Annotated in this window: 18 protein-coding genes, 1 tRNA gene, 1 pseudogene and 1 riboswitch; of the genes and pseudogenes, 8 read left to right on the top strand and 12 right to left on the bottom strand. The window is 71.3% G+C overall.

What is annotated here, in order from left to right:
• Window positions 1–125: 125 nt before the first annotated feature.
• Genes ACZ4MF_RS28950 through ACZ4MF_RS28935 form a run of 4 tightly spaced genes read right to left on the bottom strand, consistent with a single transcriptional unit; the run spans window position 126 to window position 3,480 of the window.
• Window positions 126–884 (bottom strand): DUF1707 SHOCT-like domain-containing protein, encoded by a 759-nt coding sequence (locus ACZ4MF_RS28950; RefSeq protein ID WP_467494802.1) that lies wholly within the window; start codon window positions 882–884, stop codon window positions 126–128.
• A gap of 9 nt (window positions 885–893) precedes the next feature.
• Window positions 894–1,841, bottom strand: a complete 948-nt coding sequence (locus ACZ4MF_RS28945; RefSeq protein WP_356034273.1) for an ABC transporter ATP-binding protein — start codon at window positions 1,839–1,841, stop codon at window positions 894–896.
• Window positions 1,842–1,865: 24 nt separating this feature from the next.
• A complete protein-coding gene (locus ACZ4MF_RS28940; RefSeq protein WP_467494898.1) occupies window positions 1,866–2,642 on the bottom strand; it encodes an ABC transporter permease in 777 nt (258 codons plus the stop codon).
• Window positions 2,643–2,679: 37 nt separating this feature from the next.
• Complete coding sequence (locus tag ACZ4MF_RS28935; RefSeq protein ID WP_356034151.1) at window positions 2,680–3,480, bottom strand: ABC transporter permease; 801 nt, start codon at window positions 3,478–3,480, stop codon at window positions 2,680–2,682.
• Between the two features lie 726 nt (window positions 3,481–4,206).
• On the opposite strand from ACZ4MF_RS28935, the gene ACZ4MF_RS28930 reads away from it, so the two are divergent.
• Window positions 4,207–7,044, top strand: a complete 2,838-nt coding sequence (locus tag ACZ4MF_RS28930; protein ID WP_467494897.1) for a transglycosylase domain-containing protein — start codon at window positions 4,207–4,209, stop codon at window positions 7,042–7,044.
• 29 nt (window positions 7,045–7,073) lie between these two features.
• Here ACZ4MF_RS28930 and sugE read toward each other — a convergent pair whose 3' ends face one another.
• The 3 genes from sugE to ACZ4MF_RS28915 all read right to left on the bottom strand — a co-directional run bounded on the left by sugE (window position 7,074) and on the right by ACZ4MF_RS28915 (window position 8,276).
• On the bottom strand, window positions 7,074–7,394 hold the full coding sequence (sugE, locus tag ACZ4MF_RS28925; protein ID WP_353754266.1) for a quaternary ammonium compound efflux SMR transporter SugE: 321 nt from the start codon (window positions 7,392–7,394) through the stop codon (window positions 7,074–7,076).
• 31 nt (window positions 7,395–7,425) lie between these two features.
• Window positions 7,426–7,494: riboswitch (guanidine-III (ykkC-III) riboswitch) on the bottom strand.
• A 52-nt stretch (window positions 7,495–7,546) separates the two neighbouring features.
• Window positions 7,547–7,849 (bottom strand): GroES family chaperonin, encoded by a 303-nt coding sequence (locus ACZ4MF_RS28920; protein ID WP_107304396.1) that lies wholly within the window; start codon window positions 7,847–7,849, stop codon window positions 7,547–7,549.
• A gap of 97 nt (window positions 7,850–7,946) precedes the next feature.
• Window positions 7,947–8,276, bottom strand: a complete 330-nt coding sequence (locus ACZ4MF_RS28915; protein ID WP_356034157.1) for a DUF3618 domain-containing protein — start codon at window positions 8,274–8,276, stop codon at window positions 7,947–7,949.
• A gap of 93 nt (window positions 8,277–8,369) precedes the next feature.
• On the opposite strand from ACZ4MF_RS28915, the gene bcp reads away from it, so the two are divergent.
• The 4 genes from bcp to ACZ4MF_RS28895 all read left to right on the top strand — a co-directional run bounded on the left by bcp (window position 8,370) and on the right by ACZ4MF_RS28895 (window position 10,255).
• On the top strand, window positions 8,370–8,837 hold the full coding sequence (gene bcp, locus ACZ4MF_RS28910) for a thioredoxin-dependent thiol peroxidase (protein ID WP_356034160.1): 468 nt from the start codon (window positions 8,370–8,372) through the stop codon (window positions 8,835–8,837).
• Between the two features lie 148 nt (window positions 8,838–8,985).
• Window positions 8,986–9,648 (top strand): HNH endonuclease signature motif containing protein, encoded by a 663-nt coding sequence (locus tag ACZ4MF_RS28905; protein WP_467494801.1) that lies wholly within the window; start codon window positions 8,986–8,988, stop codon window positions 9,646–9,648.
• A complete protein-coding gene (locus ACZ4MF_RS28900; protein ID WP_467494800.1) occupies window positions 9,645–10,151 on the top strand; it encodes an HNH endonuclease signature motif containing protein in 507 nt (168 codons plus the stop codon). The genes ACZ4MF_RS28905 and ACZ4MF_RS28900 overlap by 4 nt, the downstream gene beginning before the upstream one ends.
• Window positions 10,152–10,171: 20 nt before the next feature.
• Window positions 10,172–10,255: transfer RNA gene (locus ACZ4MF_RS28895), tRNA-Leu, on the top strand.
• Between the two features lie 41 nt (window positions 10,256–10,296).
• Here ACZ4MF_RS28895 and rdgB read toward each other — a convergent pair.
• The gene (rdgB, locus tag ACZ4MF_RS28890; protein ID WP_467494799.1) at window positions 10,297–10,899 is read right to left on the bottom strand and encodes an RdgB/HAM1 family non-canonical purine NTP pyrophosphatase; all 603 of its coding nucleotides are present in this window, start codon (window positions 10,897–10,899) and stop codon (window positions 10,297–10,299) included.
• 19 nt (window positions 10,900–10,918) lie between these two features.
• The gene (locus tag ACZ4MF_RS28885; protein WP_467494798.1) at window positions 10,919–12,226 is read right to left on the bottom strand and encodes an SGNH/GDSL hydrolase family protein; all 1,308 of its coding nucleotides are present in this window, start codon (window positions 12,224–12,226) and stop codon (window positions 10,919–10,921) included.
• Window positions 12,227–12,569: 343 nt separating this feature from the next.
• On the opposite strand from ACZ4MF_RS28885, the gene ACZ4MF_RS28880 reads away from it, so the two are divergent.
• Window positions 12,570–13,832, top strand: coding sequence for a DUF445 domain-containing protein (locus ACZ4MF_RS28880; RefSeq protein WP_467494896.1), 1,263 nt, complete (start codon window positions 12,570–12,572; stop codon window positions 13,830–13,832).
• Window positions 13,833–13,866: 34 nt separating this feature from the next.
• Here ACZ4MF_RS28880 and ACZ4MF_RS28875 read toward each other — a convergent pair whose 3' ends face one another.
• Window positions 13,867–14,310 carry a hypothetical protein gene (locus ACZ4MF_RS28875; protein WP_467494797.1) on the bottom strand — a complete coding sequence of 148 codons (444 nt, stop codon included), beginning with the start codon at window positions 14,308–14,310 and terminating at the stop codon, window positions 13,867–13,869.
• Window positions 14,311–14,473: 163 nt separating this feature from the next.
• Between ACZ4MF_RS28875 and ACZ4MF_RS28870 the strand changes: the two genes are divergently transcribed.
• Window positions 14,474–15,424, top strand: a complete 951-nt coding sequence (locus ACZ4MF_RS28870; RefSeq protein WP_467494796.1) for a GlxA family transcriptional regulator — start codon at window positions 14,474–14,476, stop codon at window positions 15,422–15,424.
• A gap of 17 nt (window positions 15,425–15,441) precedes the next feature.
• On the opposite strand, the gene ACZ4MF_RS28865 is transcribed toward ACZ4MF_RS28870, so the two are convergent.
• On the bottom strand, window positions 15,442–15,744 hold the full coding sequence (locus ACZ4MF_RS28865; RefSeq protein WP_467494795.1) for a hypothetical protein: 303 nt from the start codon (window positions 15,742–15,744) through the stop codon (window positions 15,442–15,444).
• Between the two features lie 112 nt (window positions 15,745–15,856).
• Between ACZ4MF_RS28865 and ACZ4MF_RS28860 the strand changes: the two genes are divergently transcribed.
• Window positions 15,857–16,660, top strand: coding sequence for an inositol monophosphatase family protein (locus tag ACZ4MF_RS28860; protein WP_467494794.1), 804 nt, complete (start codon window positions 15,857–15,859; stop codon window positions 16,658–16,660).
• 37 nt (window positions 16,661–16,697) lie between these two features.
• On the opposite strand, the pseudogene ACZ4MF_RS28855 reads toward ACZ4MF_RS28860, so the two are convergent.
• Window positions 16,698–17,183: pseudogene (locus tag ACZ4MF_RS28855) on the bottom strand (DUF6879 family protein); the annotation flags it as partial.
• Window positions 17,184–17,213: the final 30 nt, after the last annotated feature.

Here is a 17,213-nt window from a genome sequence, read left to right as displayed (position 1 = left end):
GGCCCGCCCTTCGGGCGGACGACGGGAAGGTGACGACAGGCCCCAGGGGCGCGGGGCCGTATCGACATGCGGCTCTGCCGCGCGGGCGCGAACAACCACAACGCACCCGCACCCGCCGACGCCGCTCAGTACCCCCGGTCCCGGCGTTCCTCCCGCCGCTCCCGCTGCAACTCGCGCCGCGCCTCGCGCCGCTCCACCCGCTCCTGCCGCCGCTGCTCCTTGAGGCGGAGCCGTTCCGCCCGGGTCACCTTGCGCTCCACGCCGACCCCGCCCCAGAAGGCGAAGCCCCCGATGACCACCCGCGGCGCGCCCGGCTCCGGCGGGTCGTCGTCACGGGGGTGCTCGAAACCGCCCATGACGCCGATGCCCCGGACCACGACCTCGACCCCCGGCGGCACGACGACCTGCACGCCACCCATGATCGCCACACAGTTGATCTCGACCTCGCGGTCCGCGAAGTTCGCCTCGCGCAGATCGATCTCGCCGCCGCCCATGAACGCGAAGCAGTTGAACCGCTTCGGCACCGTCCAGCGGCCCTTGCGCTCGAACCCCGACAGGACCGCCACCCCGCCCGCCGAGGACCCCTCGCCGCCGACGATCCGGGACGCCCAACCCCCGCTCTCCGCAGGCGCCTTGGTGAACGACACCGGCGCGGGCGACGCCGCAGCGGCCGTCGGCAGATCGCGGGTGAGCGGGGTCAGCTCGCCGTAGGTGCGCGCCCGGTAGGCCGCCTCCAACCGCTCCTCGAACTCCGCCATGTCGAGCCGGCCCTCGGCCAGCGCGTCCCGCAGCACCTCGGCCACCCGCTCACGGTCGGCGTCGGAGGCCCGCAGGTCGGGGGCGGGAGCAGGGGCCCGGTGGTCCCAGGCCGCGTCGTCGGTCATGACAGCAGCCTACGAGACGGCCTTCTCCGCGTACATCTTGGCGATGACGGCTTCGATGTCCGGCTCCCGCACCGACAGGTCCACCAGCGGATACCGCGCCGCCAGATGCGCCACGAGCGGCGCCGCCGACTGCCCCGCCGGGAACGCCAGCGACTGCCGGGGCCCCTCGACCCGCACCACCCGCGCCCCGGGCACCTCCACCGGCGGCAACTCCCGCTCCAGGTCCACCACCAGCGTCCGCTCGCTCTCCCCGGCCTCGTGCAGCCCCGCGAGCGGGCCGTCGTACATCAGCCGGCCGTGGTCGATCACCATCACCCGGGAGCACAACTGCTCGATGTCCTGAAGGTCATGGGTGGTCAGCAGCACCGTCGTGCCGCGCTCGGCGTTCAACTCCCGCAGAAATCCCCGTACCTTGGCCTTCGACACGACGTCCAGGCCGATCGTCGGTTCGTCCAGGTACAGCACCTCGGGATCGTGCAGCAGCGCCGCCGCGATGTCCCCGCGCATCCGCTGGCCCAGCGACAGCTGCCGCACCGGCACGTCCAACAGGTCGCCCAGTTCCAGGAGTTCGACGCAACGGTCGAGGTTCTCCCGGTAACGGGCCTCGGGGATGCGGTACATGCGGTGCGCCAGCCGGTACGAGTCGATCAGCGGCAGGTCCCACCACAGCGTCGTACGCTGCCCGAACACCACACCGATCCGCCGCGCGAGCCGCGTCCGCTCCCGGGACGGATCGATGCCCGCCACCCGCAGCCGGCCGCCGCTCGGCGTCAGGATGCCGGTCAGCATCTTGATCGTGGTCGACTTCCCGGCACCGTTCGGCCCGATGTAGCCGACCATCTCGCCGCGCGCCACGGAGAACGACAGCGAGTCCACCGCCCGCACCTCGCGCCGCTCCCGCTTCATGAACCCGGTCCGCTTGCGCACCTCGAAGACCTTCTCGACGTCTTCGAGCATGATGAAGTCACTGTCCGGCACGTGCTAGCTCCCTGTGCTCCGGTACGAACGAAGTCCCGCCCGCCACGCCAGCCCCGCCAGCGCACAGCAGCCCGCCGCGACCAGTGGAGGCGTGAACGCCACCCACCCGGGCAGGTCCAGCGGATACGGCCGCCCCAGCACGTACGTCGCGGGCAGCCAGTTGACGAAGGCCAGCGGCAGCACGAACGTCACCCCGCGCACCAGCTCCTTCGCGAACACCGTCGGCGGATACTGCAGCAGCGTCGTCCCGCCGTACGTGAAGGCGTTCTGCACCTCGGAGGCGTCCTGCGCCACGAACTGGAACGCCGCCCCCGCCACGAACACCGCGCAGAAGATCGCGAAACCGCTCGCCACCGTCACCGGCATCAGCAGCAGCTTCAGCGGCGTCCAGTCGATCCCCACCCGGGTCAGCGCCCAGCCCAGCACCAGCGAGCCCTGCACCACCCGGCCGAGCCGCCGCAGCGCGAACCGGTCGGCGGCCACCTGCGCCAGCACCGGCACCGGCCGCACCAGCAGCGTGTCCAGCGTGCCGTCCCGCACCCGCCGCCCCAGCCGGTCCATCGAGCCGATCACCAGATCCGCCAGCCCGAAGGACACGGCCGACAGCCCGTACAGGAACGCCACCTCCGCCAGCGTGTACCCGCCGAGCGCGTGCACCCGCGAGAACATCAGCATGATCGCGACGAAGTCGAAGAAGGTCGCCGCGAAGTTCCCGAACGTGGTCATGGCGAACGACGCCCGGTAGGCCATCGTGGACCGCACCCACATCCCGGCGATCATCCCGTACGCCCGCACCCCCGCGAGCACCCGGCCGCGCTCACCCACCCTGGACCACCACCCGCCGCGTCGCCGCCGACTGCAACAGCCGGCCCAGCCCCAGCAGCACCGCCGCCCACGCCCCCTGGAACAGATACGTCCGCAGCGGATCCGCGTGCCCCAGCAGCACGTCCGCCGGACCCTGCAGCAGCGACGACCACGGCAGCGCCCTCACGACCTCGCCGAGCGCGCCCGGGAAGACGTTCAGCGGCAGCAGCATCCCGCTGCAGAAGTAGCCCGCCAGCCACATCATCTGGCTCACGCCCGTGCCGTCCAGCAGCCAGAACGCGCTCAGCGCCACCAGGTAGCGGATCCCGAAGCCGACCACCATCGCCAGCACGACGGCGACGAGGAACGCCAGCCAGGTGCCGGCGTCCGTGGGCAGGTACGCCGGAAAGCACAGCGCCCCGAAGACGAACGGGATCACGCCCCGCCCCAGCAGCTGGAAGAAGGCCCGGCCCAGATCGGCGGCGAGCCACCACAGCTGGAGGTCGGCGGGCCGGTAGAGATCGATCGCCACGTCCCCCGTACGGATACGATCCATCAGCTCCTCCTCGACGCCCCCGCCCCCGATGGCGAGCGTCGACAGGAAGGCCTGCCCGAGCCAGACGTAGGTCACGACCTGCGCCTCGTCATACCCCCCGAGGTGCGGCTTCGCGTCCCACAGGGCGCGGTACGTGTACACGAGGATCAGTCCGAAGACCGTGTTCGTGAACACCCCTGCCGCAGTGGCCGCCCGATACGTCGCGTACCGTCTGAATCCCCCCGCTGCGACGGCCACGTACAACCGTCCCGCGCCCACGCCAGTCCACCTCCCGGGACCGCTCGACACCGAAGCGCAGGAGCCTAGTCCGGAGACCCGGCGGCCGGCCACGCATTTTCGTGCCCGAACCGTGCCGGAATCCGGGAACGGAACGCCAGGTGCGAGAGTCTTCACTCCGGGGGCGTAGAAGGCGTACGAGGCGTACGGAAACGACGTACGACGAAACAGGAGTCCGTGCACGACATGAGCGACGAGCCACAGCCGCAGGAACCGAAGGAAGGCGTGGCGCCGGAAAAGCCGCTGCCGGCTGCGACAGGGGAGGCCGAAAAGCCCTCCGGTCCGGCCCGGGACGAGAAGGCCGACGAGGGGGCGGAGACGAGGGAACCGGCTTCGGCCACACCCACGCCCACGCCTGCTCCTTCGACCGAGCCGGAGGAGTCCGCACGGACGAAGCAGGGAGACTCGGCGCGGGCCGAGCGGGCCGAGCGGGCCGAGCGGGGCGAGCAGGCAGCGCAGGGCGAGCGGGGCGGAGTCGGCCAAACGGGTGAACCGACGGCGTCCGAGGCCCGCTCGGCCCAGGACCGCACCGCCTCGATGGCCCGCGCCCGCCAGGCGGCGCGCGGGGGACGCACGGAGTCCGACGCGACGACCTCCGCGACGACCTCCACCGGCCCCGACGACGCGGCTCCGGCATCCGGTGCGGCGGGCGGTGGCAGTGGCGGTGGCTCCGGTGCCGAGAAGCCCCGGTCTCCCGAGAGCACGCAGGTGCTGCGGCGCGTCGGCGCGCCCCGGGGACCCCGGGAGGACGCGTCGAACGCGTCGGCCGGGGCAGGTCAGGGCCCCGGTGAGCCGCGGACGCCCGAGACCACCCAGGTCCTGCGCCGGGTCGGCGCACCCCGCTCGGGTGAGCCCGGTGTCACCGGTGATCCCGGCGGCACCGGCACGAACCCGGGCACCGCGTCCCGCGCCGCCCGGACGGCCGGAGCGCTCGGCGCCGCCAGCACGGCCGCGGCCGCCGGCGCGGGTGCCGCGAACGCCGCCGGCCAGGCGGGTGCCGCGGGTGCCGCGGGCCCCGCGGCAGGCGCGGGCACCCGACGCCCCCGAACCGGCCGTACCACCCCCGCCGCCCCCGCCAGTCCCTCTTCCTCCGAGGACGCCACCGCCCTGCTCGCCGCAGCCGACGGCCCCGCCGGTGCGCCCGGCGGACCCGGCGGACCCGGCGGTCCCGGCGACGGCGGAGGCAAGGGCGGCAAGGGCAAGAAGAAGCGGCCCAAGCGGACCGGGTGGCGGCGGATCATCCCCACCTGGCGCATGGTGCTCGGCACCTTCCTCTTCGGCGTGCTGCTGATCATCGGCCTGTTCTTCCTCGGCTACTCGATGGTCAACATCCCGCCCGCCAACGCCCTCGCGACCAAGCAGAGCAACGTCTACCTCTACGCCGACGGCTCCCAGCTCGCCCGCGACGGACAGATCAACCGCGAGAACGTCAACCTCGCCCAGGTCTCCAAGGACGCCCAGCACGCCGTACTGGCCGCCGAGGACCGCGACTTCTACATCGAGTCGGCCGTCGACCCCAAGGCGATGCTGCGCGCCGCCTGGAACACCGCGACCGGCAAGGGCACGCAGTCCGGCTCGACGATCACCCAGCAGTACGTGAAGAACTACTACCTGGCCCAGGAACAGACGGTCACCCGTAAGGCCAAGGAGTTCTTCATCGCGATCAAGCTGGACCGGCAGAAGTCCAAGAACGAGATCCTGGAGGGCTACCTCAACACCAGCTACTTCGGCCGCAACGCCTACGGCATCCAGTCCGCCGCCCAGGCCTACTACGGCGTCGACGCCCAGAACCTCGACCCGGCCCGCGCCGCCTACCTCGCCGCGCTCGTCAACGCGCCCAGCGAGTACGACGTCGTGGCCCACCCCGAGAACAAGGCCGCGGCCGTCGCCCGCTGGAACTACGTCCTGGACGGCATGGTCAAGAAGGGCTGGCTCAGCGCCTCCAAGCGCGCCGGGATGACGTTCCCGATGCCGAAGGAGCAGACGGTCTCCACGGGCATGTCCGGCCAGCGCGGCTACCTCGTCGAGGCGGTCAAGCACTACCTGACCACCAACAACATCCTCACCGACGACCAGCTCGCGACCGGCGGCTACCGCATCACCACCACCATCCAGAAGGGCCGGCAGGACGCCTTCGTCAAGGCGGTGAACGACCAACTGGTCGCCAAGCTGGACAAGAAGAACAACAAGGTCGACAACTACGTCCGGGCCGGCGGCGCCTCCGTCGACCCCAAGACGGGCGAGGTCGTCGCGATGTACGGCGGCATCGACTACGTGAAGCAGTACACCAACGGCGCGACCCGCGGTGACTTCCAGGTCGGCTCGACGTTCAAGCCGTTCGTGTTCACCTCCGCGGTGCAGAACGGCTCGACCACGCAGGACGGCCGCCAGATCACGCCGAACACGATGTACGACGGCACCAACGAGCGGCCCGTGCAGGGCTGGAGCGGCGGCGCCTACGCCCCGCAGAACGAGGACCAGAAGTCGTACGGCCAGATCACGGTCACCAAGGCCACGGACCTGTCCGTGAACGCGGTGTACGCGCAGATGGCGGTCGACGTCGGCCCGTCCAAGGTCAAGCAGACCGCGATCGACCTCGGCATCCCCTCCGGCACCCCGGACCTCCAGCCGTACCCGTCGATCGCCCTCGGCACCGCCACCGCCAGCGTCCTGGACATGGCGGAGGGCTACGCGACGCTCGCCAACCACGGCAAGCACGGCCAGTACTCCCTGGTGAAGAAGCTCACCAGGGACGGCGGCACAGCCGAGATCAAGCTGCCCGACCCGACGGTCAAGCAGGCCGTCAGCCGGGAGGCCGCCGACACCACCACGGCGATGCTCCAGAGCGTGGTCGAGAACGGCACCGCCTCGGCCGCGCAGGCCGCGGGCCGTCCGACGGCCGGCAAGACCGGCACCGCCGAGAGCGACACCGCCGCCTGGTTCGCGGGCTACACCCCCGACCTGGCCACGGTCGTCGCCGTCATGGGCCAGGACCCGGTGACCGCCCAGCACAAGTCGCTGTACGGCGCCCTCGGCCTGCCGCGCATCAACGGCGGCGGTGCGCCGACCCAGATCTGGACGCAGTACACGCAGGCCGCGCTCCAGGGCACCCCGGCCTCCGACTTCGACCTCCAGCTGGCCTCGGGCGCCGACCAGCCGCAGGAGCCCAGCACCGGCACCTCGGCCACGCCGGGCACGACCGGCGGCCAGAACACCGGCGGCACCAGCACCAGCACCCCGACCACCGGCGGTACGACCGCGAGCCCGACCACCGGAGGCACCACGGGCACCCCGACCACCGGCGGCACGACCACCACCGGCGGCGGCACCGGTACGACGGGCGCCACCACGACCGGCGGCGGCACCGGCACGACGGGAGCCACCACCGGCGGGAACACGACGACCGGCGGCGGGACCACGGGCACCGACACGACCGGCGGCACGACCGCCAGTCCCAGCGGCGGCACCCTCGGAGGCGGCGGCACACCCGGCGGCGGCACGACGGGCACGACCACCGCCGGCGCGGGCGGCGGCCCCGGCACATGACGCGGTGACAACAGCAGCAGCCTGACGTCTCAGTGACCGCTGGTCGCCTTCAGCCCGACGACGGCGACCAGCAGGAGACAGACGAAGAAGATCCGGGCGGCGGTGACCGGCTCACCCAGCACCACCATGCCGAGCACCGCCGCCCCGGCCGCCCCGATGCCCACCCACACGCCGTAGGCGGTACCGATGGGCAGGGACTTGGCGGCGTACGACAGCAGCACCATGCTCGCGACGATCCCGGCGCCCGTGAGCACACTCGGGACCAGCCGCGTGAATCCCTCGCTGTACTTCATCCCGATCGACCAGCCGACTTCGAGCAGACCGGCGACGACAAGCAGAACCCAGGCCATGAGGAGCACCTCCGAGACTTCATGCGGTCGGGGTGCGTCGTCTTTGCCTGCATCCCGGTACGGCGCGTCTCGTCGGGCTCGCTCTCGAACATAGCAAAGCCCACGCAAAAGGGGCTGGTGACAACCGTCACCAGCCCCCTTGAGCAGCGGGACTACAGGTACAGGCCGGTCGAGTCCTCGGACCCCTCGAACCGGTCCGCGGCCACGGCGTGCAGATCACGCTCGCGCATGAGCACGTACGCCACACCCCGCACCTCGACCTCGGCCCGGTCCTCCGGGTCGTACAGGACCCGGTCGCCGGGCTCCACGGTCCGTACGTTCTGCCCGACCGCGACGACGTCGGCCCAGGCCAGCCGCCGGCCGACCGCCGCCGTGGCGGGAATCAGAATGCCGCCTCCCGACCGCCGCTCGCCCTCGCCGGCGTCCTGCTTGACCAGAACCCGGTCGTGCAGCATCCGGATGGGCAGCTTGTCGTGCTGAGGGGTGCTCTCGTTTCTGTTGGCGCTCACGCCTCGAACCTACCTGCCTTCGCCCCGCCCGTCCGCTTCCGGGTCAGCCCTTGCGCCGCCTGCGGCCGACGGCGAACAGCCCGACGACACCGACGGCGAGCAGCGCGACCGGCACGATCCGCTCCAGCCGGGGCGCGCCCTCGTCGTCCACGAACTGCGCCCGCACGTCACTGACCACCCGATTGACCTGCACATACGCCCGCCCGACGGTGTGGTCGAGATGGGCGGCGGCCTTGGCCTTCGCGTCCCCGATGATCGTCTGCGGATGGACCCGCACGCCGATCTCGTCGAGCGTCTCGGCCAGCACTTCGCGGCGGCGCTTGATGTCCGCCTCGATCTGCGCCGGGGTTCTGGTGTCCGACGTGTCCGCCACCGTACGGCCTCCGAAGTCATCTGATGCTGTCCCGGACAGTCTGTCAGCTTCTCCTCCCGCCGCACCGCAAGGCCCCCCGGTTACCCTGGCCCGATGAGCGAGCGACTCCAGCCGGGGGACGTGGCCCCCGCCTTCACCCTCCCGGATGCCGACGGCAACGAGGTCTCCCTGTCCTCCTACGAGGGCCGCAAGGTCATCGTCTACTTCTACCCCGCCGCCCTGACCCCGGGCTGCACCAAGCAGGCCTGCGACTTCACGGACAACCTGGAGGTCCTCGCCTCCGCCGGCTACGACGTCATCGGCATCAGCCCCGACCAGCCGGAGAAGCTCGCGAAGTTCCGCGAGAAGGAGTCCCTGAAGGTCACCCTCCTCGCCGACCCGGACAAGAAGGTCCTCGACGCCTACGGCGCCTTCGGCGAGAAGAAGAACTACGGCAAGACCTACATGGGCGTCATCCGCTCCACAATCGTCGTGGACGAGCACGGCAAGGTCGAACGAGCCCTCTACAACGTCCGCGCCACCGGCCACGTGGCCAAGATCATCAAGGACCTGGGCATCTGAGGGCCCGTTCCTACGGCCGGCGGCCCGCACCGGGGAGACCCGAAGCGGGCCGCTTTCTCTTTCCCGGCTTCCGGGCGTGACTGTCCGATAAGCGGTTCGTTGATCCGTGCGGGCTGCGAACGCGTGGCCGGAAAGGAGGGGGGCTCGCATGGGGGCCAGTGCGTACACCAGGGAGCGTCTGGAAGAGGCGGCTCGCGGGGCACGGACGTTGTCGGAGGCGTTGGAGAGGCTGGGGGTGGATCAGAAGGGCTGGAAGCGGCGCTACGTGTACGAGCGGATGAAGAAGCTTGGGGTGGACGTCTCTCACTTCGAGCGGGAGGGGGCCAAGTGGACCCGGGACATTCTTGAGCCTATTGTCGCGGCGTCGACGAGCGTGAACGAGGTGCTGCGGCGGCTCGGACTTGAGGTGGTCGGCGGGCACCACACGAACATCTCTCGGCGCATCAAGGCCTATGGCCTCGACACCTCGCATTTCACGCCCGTGGCCCGAACCGAGCGGATGCGGCACAATCAGCGCCGCCGGACGGCCGAGGAGATCCTCGTCGAGGACGCGTCGGCGCATGCTCCGCGCATCCCGAGTCAGCGACTCAAGAGGGCGATGACCGAGTTGGGCATGGAGGAGTGCTGTGGCCTGTGCGGTATCAAGCCGGTTTGGCTCGGTGAACGGCTCCCGCTGGAGGTCGATCACATCGACGGCAACTGGCGTGACAACCGGCGCGAGAACCTTCGGTTCCTCTGCCCCAACTGCCATTCGGTCACGGACAATTACCGGGGACGCGGGAAGCGCCGTGCGCAGGGTGGTGCCGTATGAGAACCGACTCCGGTAATGCTGGCCGACCCGAGCCCGAGGAGTTGCGCGTGGCGGTTGCCGCGTCGGTCTCGATCGCAGAGACGCTACGCCGCCTTGGGCGCCCGGACACTGGAACGCAGCGCGCGTGGCTCCGTCAGCGGGTTGCCGAGGAAGGCCTGTCCACGGTGCATTTTCTCGGCCAAGCACATCAGCGAGGGAAGCCGGCTACGAACGCCAAGCGGCAGGAAGACGTTCTGGTGCGGCACGACGGCGGACACCGGATCGCGACTAGACGCCTCCGCCGTGCGCTCAGTGAAGTGGGCGTACCTGAGCAGTGCGCCAGGTGCGGGGTCGGCCCCGAGTGGCGGGGTAGACCCATGACACTGGAGGTCGACCACATCAACGGGGACTGGCGTGACAACCGGCGCGAGAACCTGCGGTTGCTGTGTCCCAACTGTCACGCGATCACCAGCACGTGGTGCAGAGGGGGCCGACGACGTACCCCTGATGCGAGCACCACATGACCGGTACCATGGCCGTGCGCGCGGCCGTGTCGTAACTGGCAGCCGAGCTGCGTTTAGATCGCAGTGGGAGAAATCCCGTGTGGGTTCGAGTCCCACCGGCCGCACAGGTGAGGGGCCGTCCGTCCGGGCGGCCCCTCTTCCATGCTCAGCCCAACAACTCCCGCACCACCGGCACCAACGCCCGGAACGCCTTCCCCCGGTGGCTGATCGCGTTCTTCTCCTCCGCGCTCAGCTCGGCGCAGGTCCGCGTCTCGCCGTCCGGCTGGAGGATCGGGTCGTAGCCGAAGCCGTTCGTGCCGGCGGGGGCGTGCCGGAGCACACCCCGCAGCTGTCCCTCGACCACGCGCTCCCTCCCGTCCGGCAACGCCAGCGCCGCCGCGCAGGCGAAGTGCGCGCCCCGGTGTTCCTCGTCGATGTCGGCGAGCTGGGCCAGCAGCAGTTCCAGGTTGGCCAGGTCGTCGCCGTGTTTGCCCGCCCAGCGGGCGGAGAAGATGCCGGGGGCGCCGTTGAGGACGTCGACGCACAGGCCCGAGTCGTCGGCGACGGCCGGCAGGCCGGTGGCCCGCGCCAGGGCGTGGGCCTTGAGGAGGGCGTTCTCGGCGAAGGTGACGCCGGTCTCCTTGACGTCGGGCACCTCGGGGTAGGCGTCCGCGCCGACGAGTTCGTGGGGCAGTCCGGCTTCGGTGAGGATGGCCCTCAGCTCGGTGATCTTTCCGGTGTTACGGGTGGCGAGGATCAGGCGGGTCATGCGCGCCAGTATTCCTCCCCTACAGCTCCGTCTGCCCGCCGCCCTCCAGGCTGCGCAGGTCGAACACCTCGGCCATGCGGGCGAAGCCGCGGTCGCTGGGGTGGAGATGGTCGCCGGAGTCGTAGTCGGGGCGCAGGCGGCGGGGGTCGTACGGGTCGCGCAGGGCCTTGTCGAAGTCGACGACCGCGTCGTACACCGTGCCGGTGCGGATCTGTGCGTTGATCTGCTGCCGGACGGCCTCGCGTGCCCGGGTGTAGCCGCGGTGGCCTTGGAAGGGCATCAGGGTGGCGCCCACGACCTTCAGGCCGTGGGCGTGGGCCTGTGCGGCGAGCGTGCGCAGGCCGGCGACGATGCGGTCGGGGTCGGCGAGGCCGGGGTTGCGCAGGATGTCGTTGACGCCCAGGTCGATGACGACGACCTTGGTGTTCGGGCGGGAGAGCGCGTCGCGGCCGAAGCGGTCGAGGCCGCTCTGGTTCTCGGCGGGCCGGCCGAGGCCGCTCGCGAGGACCTGGTTGGCGCTGATGCCCTCGTTCACGATGCCGTAGCGCGGCAGCCGGCCTCCGCTCTCCAGTGCCGTGCGCAGCCGGTCCGAGAGGAGGTCGGGCCAGCGGTGGTCGGCGTCGGTGGTGGAGGTGATGCCGTCGGTGATGGAGTCGCCGAAGGCGACGACGGTGCCGTCGGCCTCGTTGCTGAGCACGTCCAGCGCGGTGACGTAGCGCCAGTACGGCGTCTGTGCGGTGTACGGCGTGCCGGTCGCGTCCTCGGTGCGGTCGCCGGTGGCGACGTAGGAGATCTGCCGGGCGTGCGGGTGGTAGGTGACCGGGCCGGAGGGGGTGGGGGAGTAGGTGGTGACGAGGACGTCGCTGTCGTGCGGGACGGCGAGCCGGACGGCGTCGCTGGTGATCTGGTCGCCGGGGGGTACGACGACGCCGGTGGCGCCGTTGAAGGTGAGGCGGCGCATCGACGCGGGGTCGGCCGCGGCGGTGCCGTTCCCGGCGGACAGCGCGACGGAGGCGTGGGTGAGGGTCAGCGGCGACTGGCCGTACAGGTTGGACAGCGTGATCCGGGCGCTGGTGCCGCCGGTGTCGGCGTGCACCACGTTGCGCACCGAGTGGCCCGCCAGGCCCTGGGTCTCGGTGCCGGGTTCGCCGCCGACCGGTGCGGTGGCCCAGGAGCCCACCCAAGTGCCGGTCGAGGCGGGGGCGGCGGAGGAGTCGTGGTGCGGGCGGTCGTCGGCGAGGGTGCCGCGCGCGGTGCCGTCGTCGGCGCCCGCGGTGAGGTAGATGGCGGCGGATATGGCCACGACCAGCGCGATGAGCGCGGTCATCAGTACGCAGTGTCTTGCGGGGGACGCCCCCGCACCCCCGTCACGACGCTTGGTCACGCTTGTTCTGTTCCCCTCGGGGGATCGGGAGCCCGATGCTCCGATGGTTCCCTGATGATCAGCCCATGATGCGGCATGGGCCGGGGAGAGCTGTCAGGGCCCTGCCCAGAACTCCCCCGTGGACAGACGCCGGGAACTCCTGTTCCGTTCCGGGAGTCGGTCAGGAAGGGACAATTGTGTGCGGGATCGCCGCACGGGTGGACCGGAACGGGTGGAGCCGATGGAAGCGACGGAAGCGACGGAAGCGTCCGAGACGGAGACGGCGCGGGGTGTGTCGTACAAGACCATGACGGCCTTCACCCCGGCCGACGAGGAGCGTCGGCGCGGGGTGCGCCGGATGAAGCTCACGGCGACCGGCCTGCTGCTGTTCGTGGCGCTGGTGTACGTCCTCGCCAAGCTCGCCACGCACGAGGGCGCAGGTCCGTGGGCGGGTTACGTCGCCGCGGCGGCCGAGGCGGGCATGGTGGGTGCGCTGGCGGACTGGTTCGCGGTCACCGCGCTCTTCCGCCACCCCCTCGGCCTGCCCATCCCGCACACCGCGATCATCCCCACCAAGAAGGACCAACTGGGTGTTTCGCTCGGCGAGTTCGTCGGCGAGAACTTCCTCTCCGAGGACGTCGTACGGCAGCGGCTGCGCGCCGTCGGCATCGGCACCCGGCTCGGCGTCTGGCTGGCGGAGCCCGAGCACGCGGACCGGGTGACGGCCGAGCTGGCGACGGCGCTGCGCGGCGCGCTGACGGTGCTGCGGGACTCGGACGTGCAGGCGGTGGTCGGGGAGGCGATCACCCGCCGGGCGAACGCCCAGGAGGTCGCGCCCGGCATCGGCAAGATGCTGGAGAAGATCGTCGCCGACGGCGGGCACCGGCGCGTGGTGGACCTGGTGGTGACCCGGGCGCACGACTGGCTGGTGCTGCACCGGGACGACGTGATGGTCGCCGTGGAGGGCGGCGCGCCGGGTTGGACCCCGAGATTCGTGGACCGCAAGGTCGGCGAACGCGTCTACAAGGAGCTGCTCCGCTTCGTCACCGAGATGCGGGACATGCCCGCGCACCCGGCGCGCGGCGCCCTGGACCGCTTCCTCACCGACTTCGCCTCCGACCTCCAGTCCGACACGGAGACGCGGGCGCGGGTGGAGCGGCTCAAGGGCGAGGTGCTGGGCCGGGGCGAGGTGCAGGACCTGATCGCGTCCGCGTGGACGGCCGTACGGTCCATGATCGTGGCGGCGGCGGAGGACGAGCGCAGCGAGCTGCGGCTGCGGGTGCGGGCCGCGCTGCTGTCGCTGGGCACGCGGATGGCGACCGAGCCGAAGGTGCAGGAGAAGGTCGACAGCTGGGTGCAGGGCGCGGCGGTGCACGTCGTGACGACGTACCGCAAGGAGATCACCTCGCTGATCACCGACACCGTGGCCGCCTGGGACCCGGAGCACACCACCCGCAAGATCGAGGCGCACATCGGCCGTGATCTGCAGTTCATCCGGATCAACGGCACGGTGGTGGGATCCCTGGCGGGACTGCTGATCTACGTGGTGACGCGGACGCTGGGGGCGTGAGGGGGCTCCCCTCACCCGAGGCCCGTCCCCGTGCTCACGCCCCGGTGGTGGAACCGGGCCGCACGATCATCAGGACGGTCACGGCGGCCCAGAGCAGATTGAAGACGCCGGTGAGCATGGCGAGCCGCGCGGTGTCCGTGCCCCGGCCCTCCACGACCGCGCTCTGTCCCGGCAGGACGAGGGCACCGAGGACGACGGCGGCGAGGGCCGTCAGCACGATCGACGCGATCAGCCAGCCGCTGCCGAGCACCCCCATCCGGCTCGCGGTGGCGAACCCGAAGACCGGGACGACGACGCCGACGACGGCGTAGACACGGCAGATCCGGTGCAGCAGGTCCAGCGTCCCGGCGGCACCCGGGTCCTCGGGTGCGGCGAGGGCCCGGCGTGCGACGGGCGGAAACATGCTGGCGGCGACGGTCACGGGTCCGACGGCGACGATGGCGGCGAGGACGTGCACGGCGAGGAGGAACTTGGTCACGGCGGTGACGCTAGGCGGGCCGGGGACGCCGGAGAAGTGGCGAGAGTGCCAGTAACCGACGGATTATCGCCAGCGGGCATCTGGCTGCCGCCACCCGGAACACACCAGCCGCGCACCTGGGTGTGCTGTCGGCCGGAATCCGTCGTACCCGTACGATCTCGCCATGCACACCGTGGCCGTACTGGCGCTGGACGGCGTCGTCCCGTTCGATCTCTCCGCCCCCATCGACACCTTCGGCTGGGCCCGGCTGCCGGACGGCCGGGAGCCGTACCGGGTGCGGGTGTGCTCGGTGCGGGAGGAGGTGAGCGCCGGCGCGTTCACGGTGCGGGCGCCGTACGGCCTGGAGGCGCTGGCGGAGGCGGACACGATCATCCTGCCGGGCGTGGCCGAACCCCCCTCGGCGCTCCCGCCCGGGGTGGCCGAGGCCCTGTGCTCGGCGGCGGCGCGGGGCACCCGGATCGCCTCGATCTGCGTCGGGGCGTTCCTGTTCGCGGCGACGGGCCTGCTGGACGGCCTGCGCGCGACGACCCACTGGATCGCCGCCGGCCGGTTGGCGGAGCTGTACCCGAGGGTGACGGTCGACCCGAACGTCCTCTACGTGGACAACGGGCAGTTCCTGACCTCGGCGGGCGCGGCGGCGGCGCTGGACATGTGCCTGCACATGATCCGCAACGACTTCGGCTCGGCGGTCGCCGCGCACGCGTCCCGGATGTCGGTGATGCCGCTGGAACGGGAGGGCGGCCAGGCCCAGTTCATCGTCCACGACCTGCCCCCGGCCCCCTCGGGCGCCGCCCTGGAGCCCCTCCTGGCCTGGCTGGAGGACCACTGCGACCGCGATCTGCGGCTGGAGGAGATCGCGGCACGCGCGGGCATGAGCACCCGCACCCTCAACCGCCGCTTCCGCGAGCAGACGGGCACGACACCGCTCCAGTGGCTGCACCGGGCCCGGGTGCGACGCGCCCAGCACCTGCTGGAGACGACGCCGTACCCGGTCGAGCGCATCGCCACGCAGACGGGCTTCGGCTCCCCGACGGCGTTCCGGGAGCGCTTCCGCCGGGTGGCGGGCACGAGCCCGCTGGCGTACCGCAAGTCGTTCAGGACGGGTACGCCGTAATCGGGGTGTCCGCTGCCTCAGGCCCTACGGTCGGCGACGGCCCAGGAGGCGAGGGCGACGGCGCCGGCGACTCCGACGACGGACGGCCAGGCGCCGACCTTCTTGGCCAGCGGGTGGGACCCGGCGAACGCGCCGACGTACGTGGTACTCAGCACACCGGCGGCCTTCGGGCCCGCCTGCTTGCGCCACTGCTGCGCGGCGGCGACCCCGGCCACGGCCAGCACGGCCCCGCCCAGCTGCCGCTTCTTGGTCCAACGGGCCACGCCGTACCCACCGACGAGCCCGCCGGCGGCGACGACCGCACTGGGAACCTTGGCCACGACTGCCTCCTCTGTTGTCTCTCGTGTTGCCTTTTGTGCTGCCTTTTGTACGGAACCGAGGCTAACGAGCCCCGCCGGGACACCACGCACCAGCCCCTGCCATCCTGCGCGTGTGGAGGAACACGACGTGGATGTGGACCTGGACCGCGCGCTGACGATCGCGACCGACCTGGCGGCCTGGGCATCGGAGACGATCCGCCGCCCACGCCACGGCGAGGAGGTACGGGAGAAGGCGGGCCCGGCGGACATCGTCACGCAAACAGACGAGACGATCGAAGCCCACGTCCGCTCCGCCCTCCGGACGGCCTTCCCGACACACGGCATCGAGGGCGAGGAGTACGGCGTAACCGAGCCTGCATGTCCGATCGCCCCGTACTGGGTCGTGGACCCGGTCGACGGCACCACGAACTACGCCCACGGCATCGGCTGGTGCTCCTTCTCCCTGGGCCTGGTGTCCCCCGACGGCACCCCGCTCCTCGGCCTGGTCGCCGACCCCTGGCGCCGCGAGACCTTCACCGCGATCCGAGGCCGCGGCGCCCACCTGAACGGCACCCCGATCCACGCCTCGCCCCACACCACCCTCACGGGCCACCTCTTCCTCACGGAATGGGCCGCCCACTCCCACTGGCCCGGCCTGGACCCCCTCCTGGCCGCCCTCTCCCACCGCCACTGCACCACCAGGGTGATGGGCTCCACGGCCCTCTCCCTCTCCCAGGTCGCGGCAGGCCGCGCCACGGCAGCGGCGATCGGTGAATTCCACGCAGTGGACGGCCTGCCGGCGTACCTGATCGCGATCGAGGCGGGCGCGGTGGCTTACCCCCAATTCCCCACGTACAACGAGCCGTTGCTGCTGGCGGCGCCGGGGGTGGCGGAGGAGTTGGCGGAGCTGTGGGAGGCGAGCCGCCAGGGCTTGTGACTGTCCCCCTCCTCCTCGGCCCTCCTGTCAGCCAACCTCAGGGCGGACCGACCTTGTCTCTCCCTCCCGCTTTCCCGGGTCTTCGAAGTTGAGCGGTGCGTGGACCAGCGGTGGCAGGGCCACGACCGTCAGCCGGATCGGCGATTGGCAGATATAGGCCAGCTCCGACGGCCGTGACACGGGCTTCGCCGAGGCACCGGTGTCCCAAATCCACCCATCGCTCGCAGGCAGGCCGCCACTCAACTTCGAAGGCCCGCTCTACCGGACGGTTCACAGCTAGCTCGCCGCCGACTGCTGGGCACACCAGTTCTTCCTGTCCAACGGACAGGCCGGTTCCCCCACCTAATGAGGTGAGTTTGTACTCAGCGTGCGGGACACCCAGCTCCCACACCGCCTCAAAGACGTTGACGCACAGCTTGAGTTCCTGGAAGTCAGCGCTCAGGGACGGCTCAAGCCACTCACCCTCGCCATCGAAATGGTTCACGAGGAGCAGGGACGAGTCGAACAGCCAGAAGTCATTGCCGGGATCGACGTTTGCGTCATCCGAACCTCC

Source organism: Streptomyces sp. NPDC025793 (assembly GCF_055558375.1).
The sequence above is the reverse complement of the archived record's forward strand: the minus strand, read 5'-3'. Positions and strand labels throughout refer to the sequence as shown.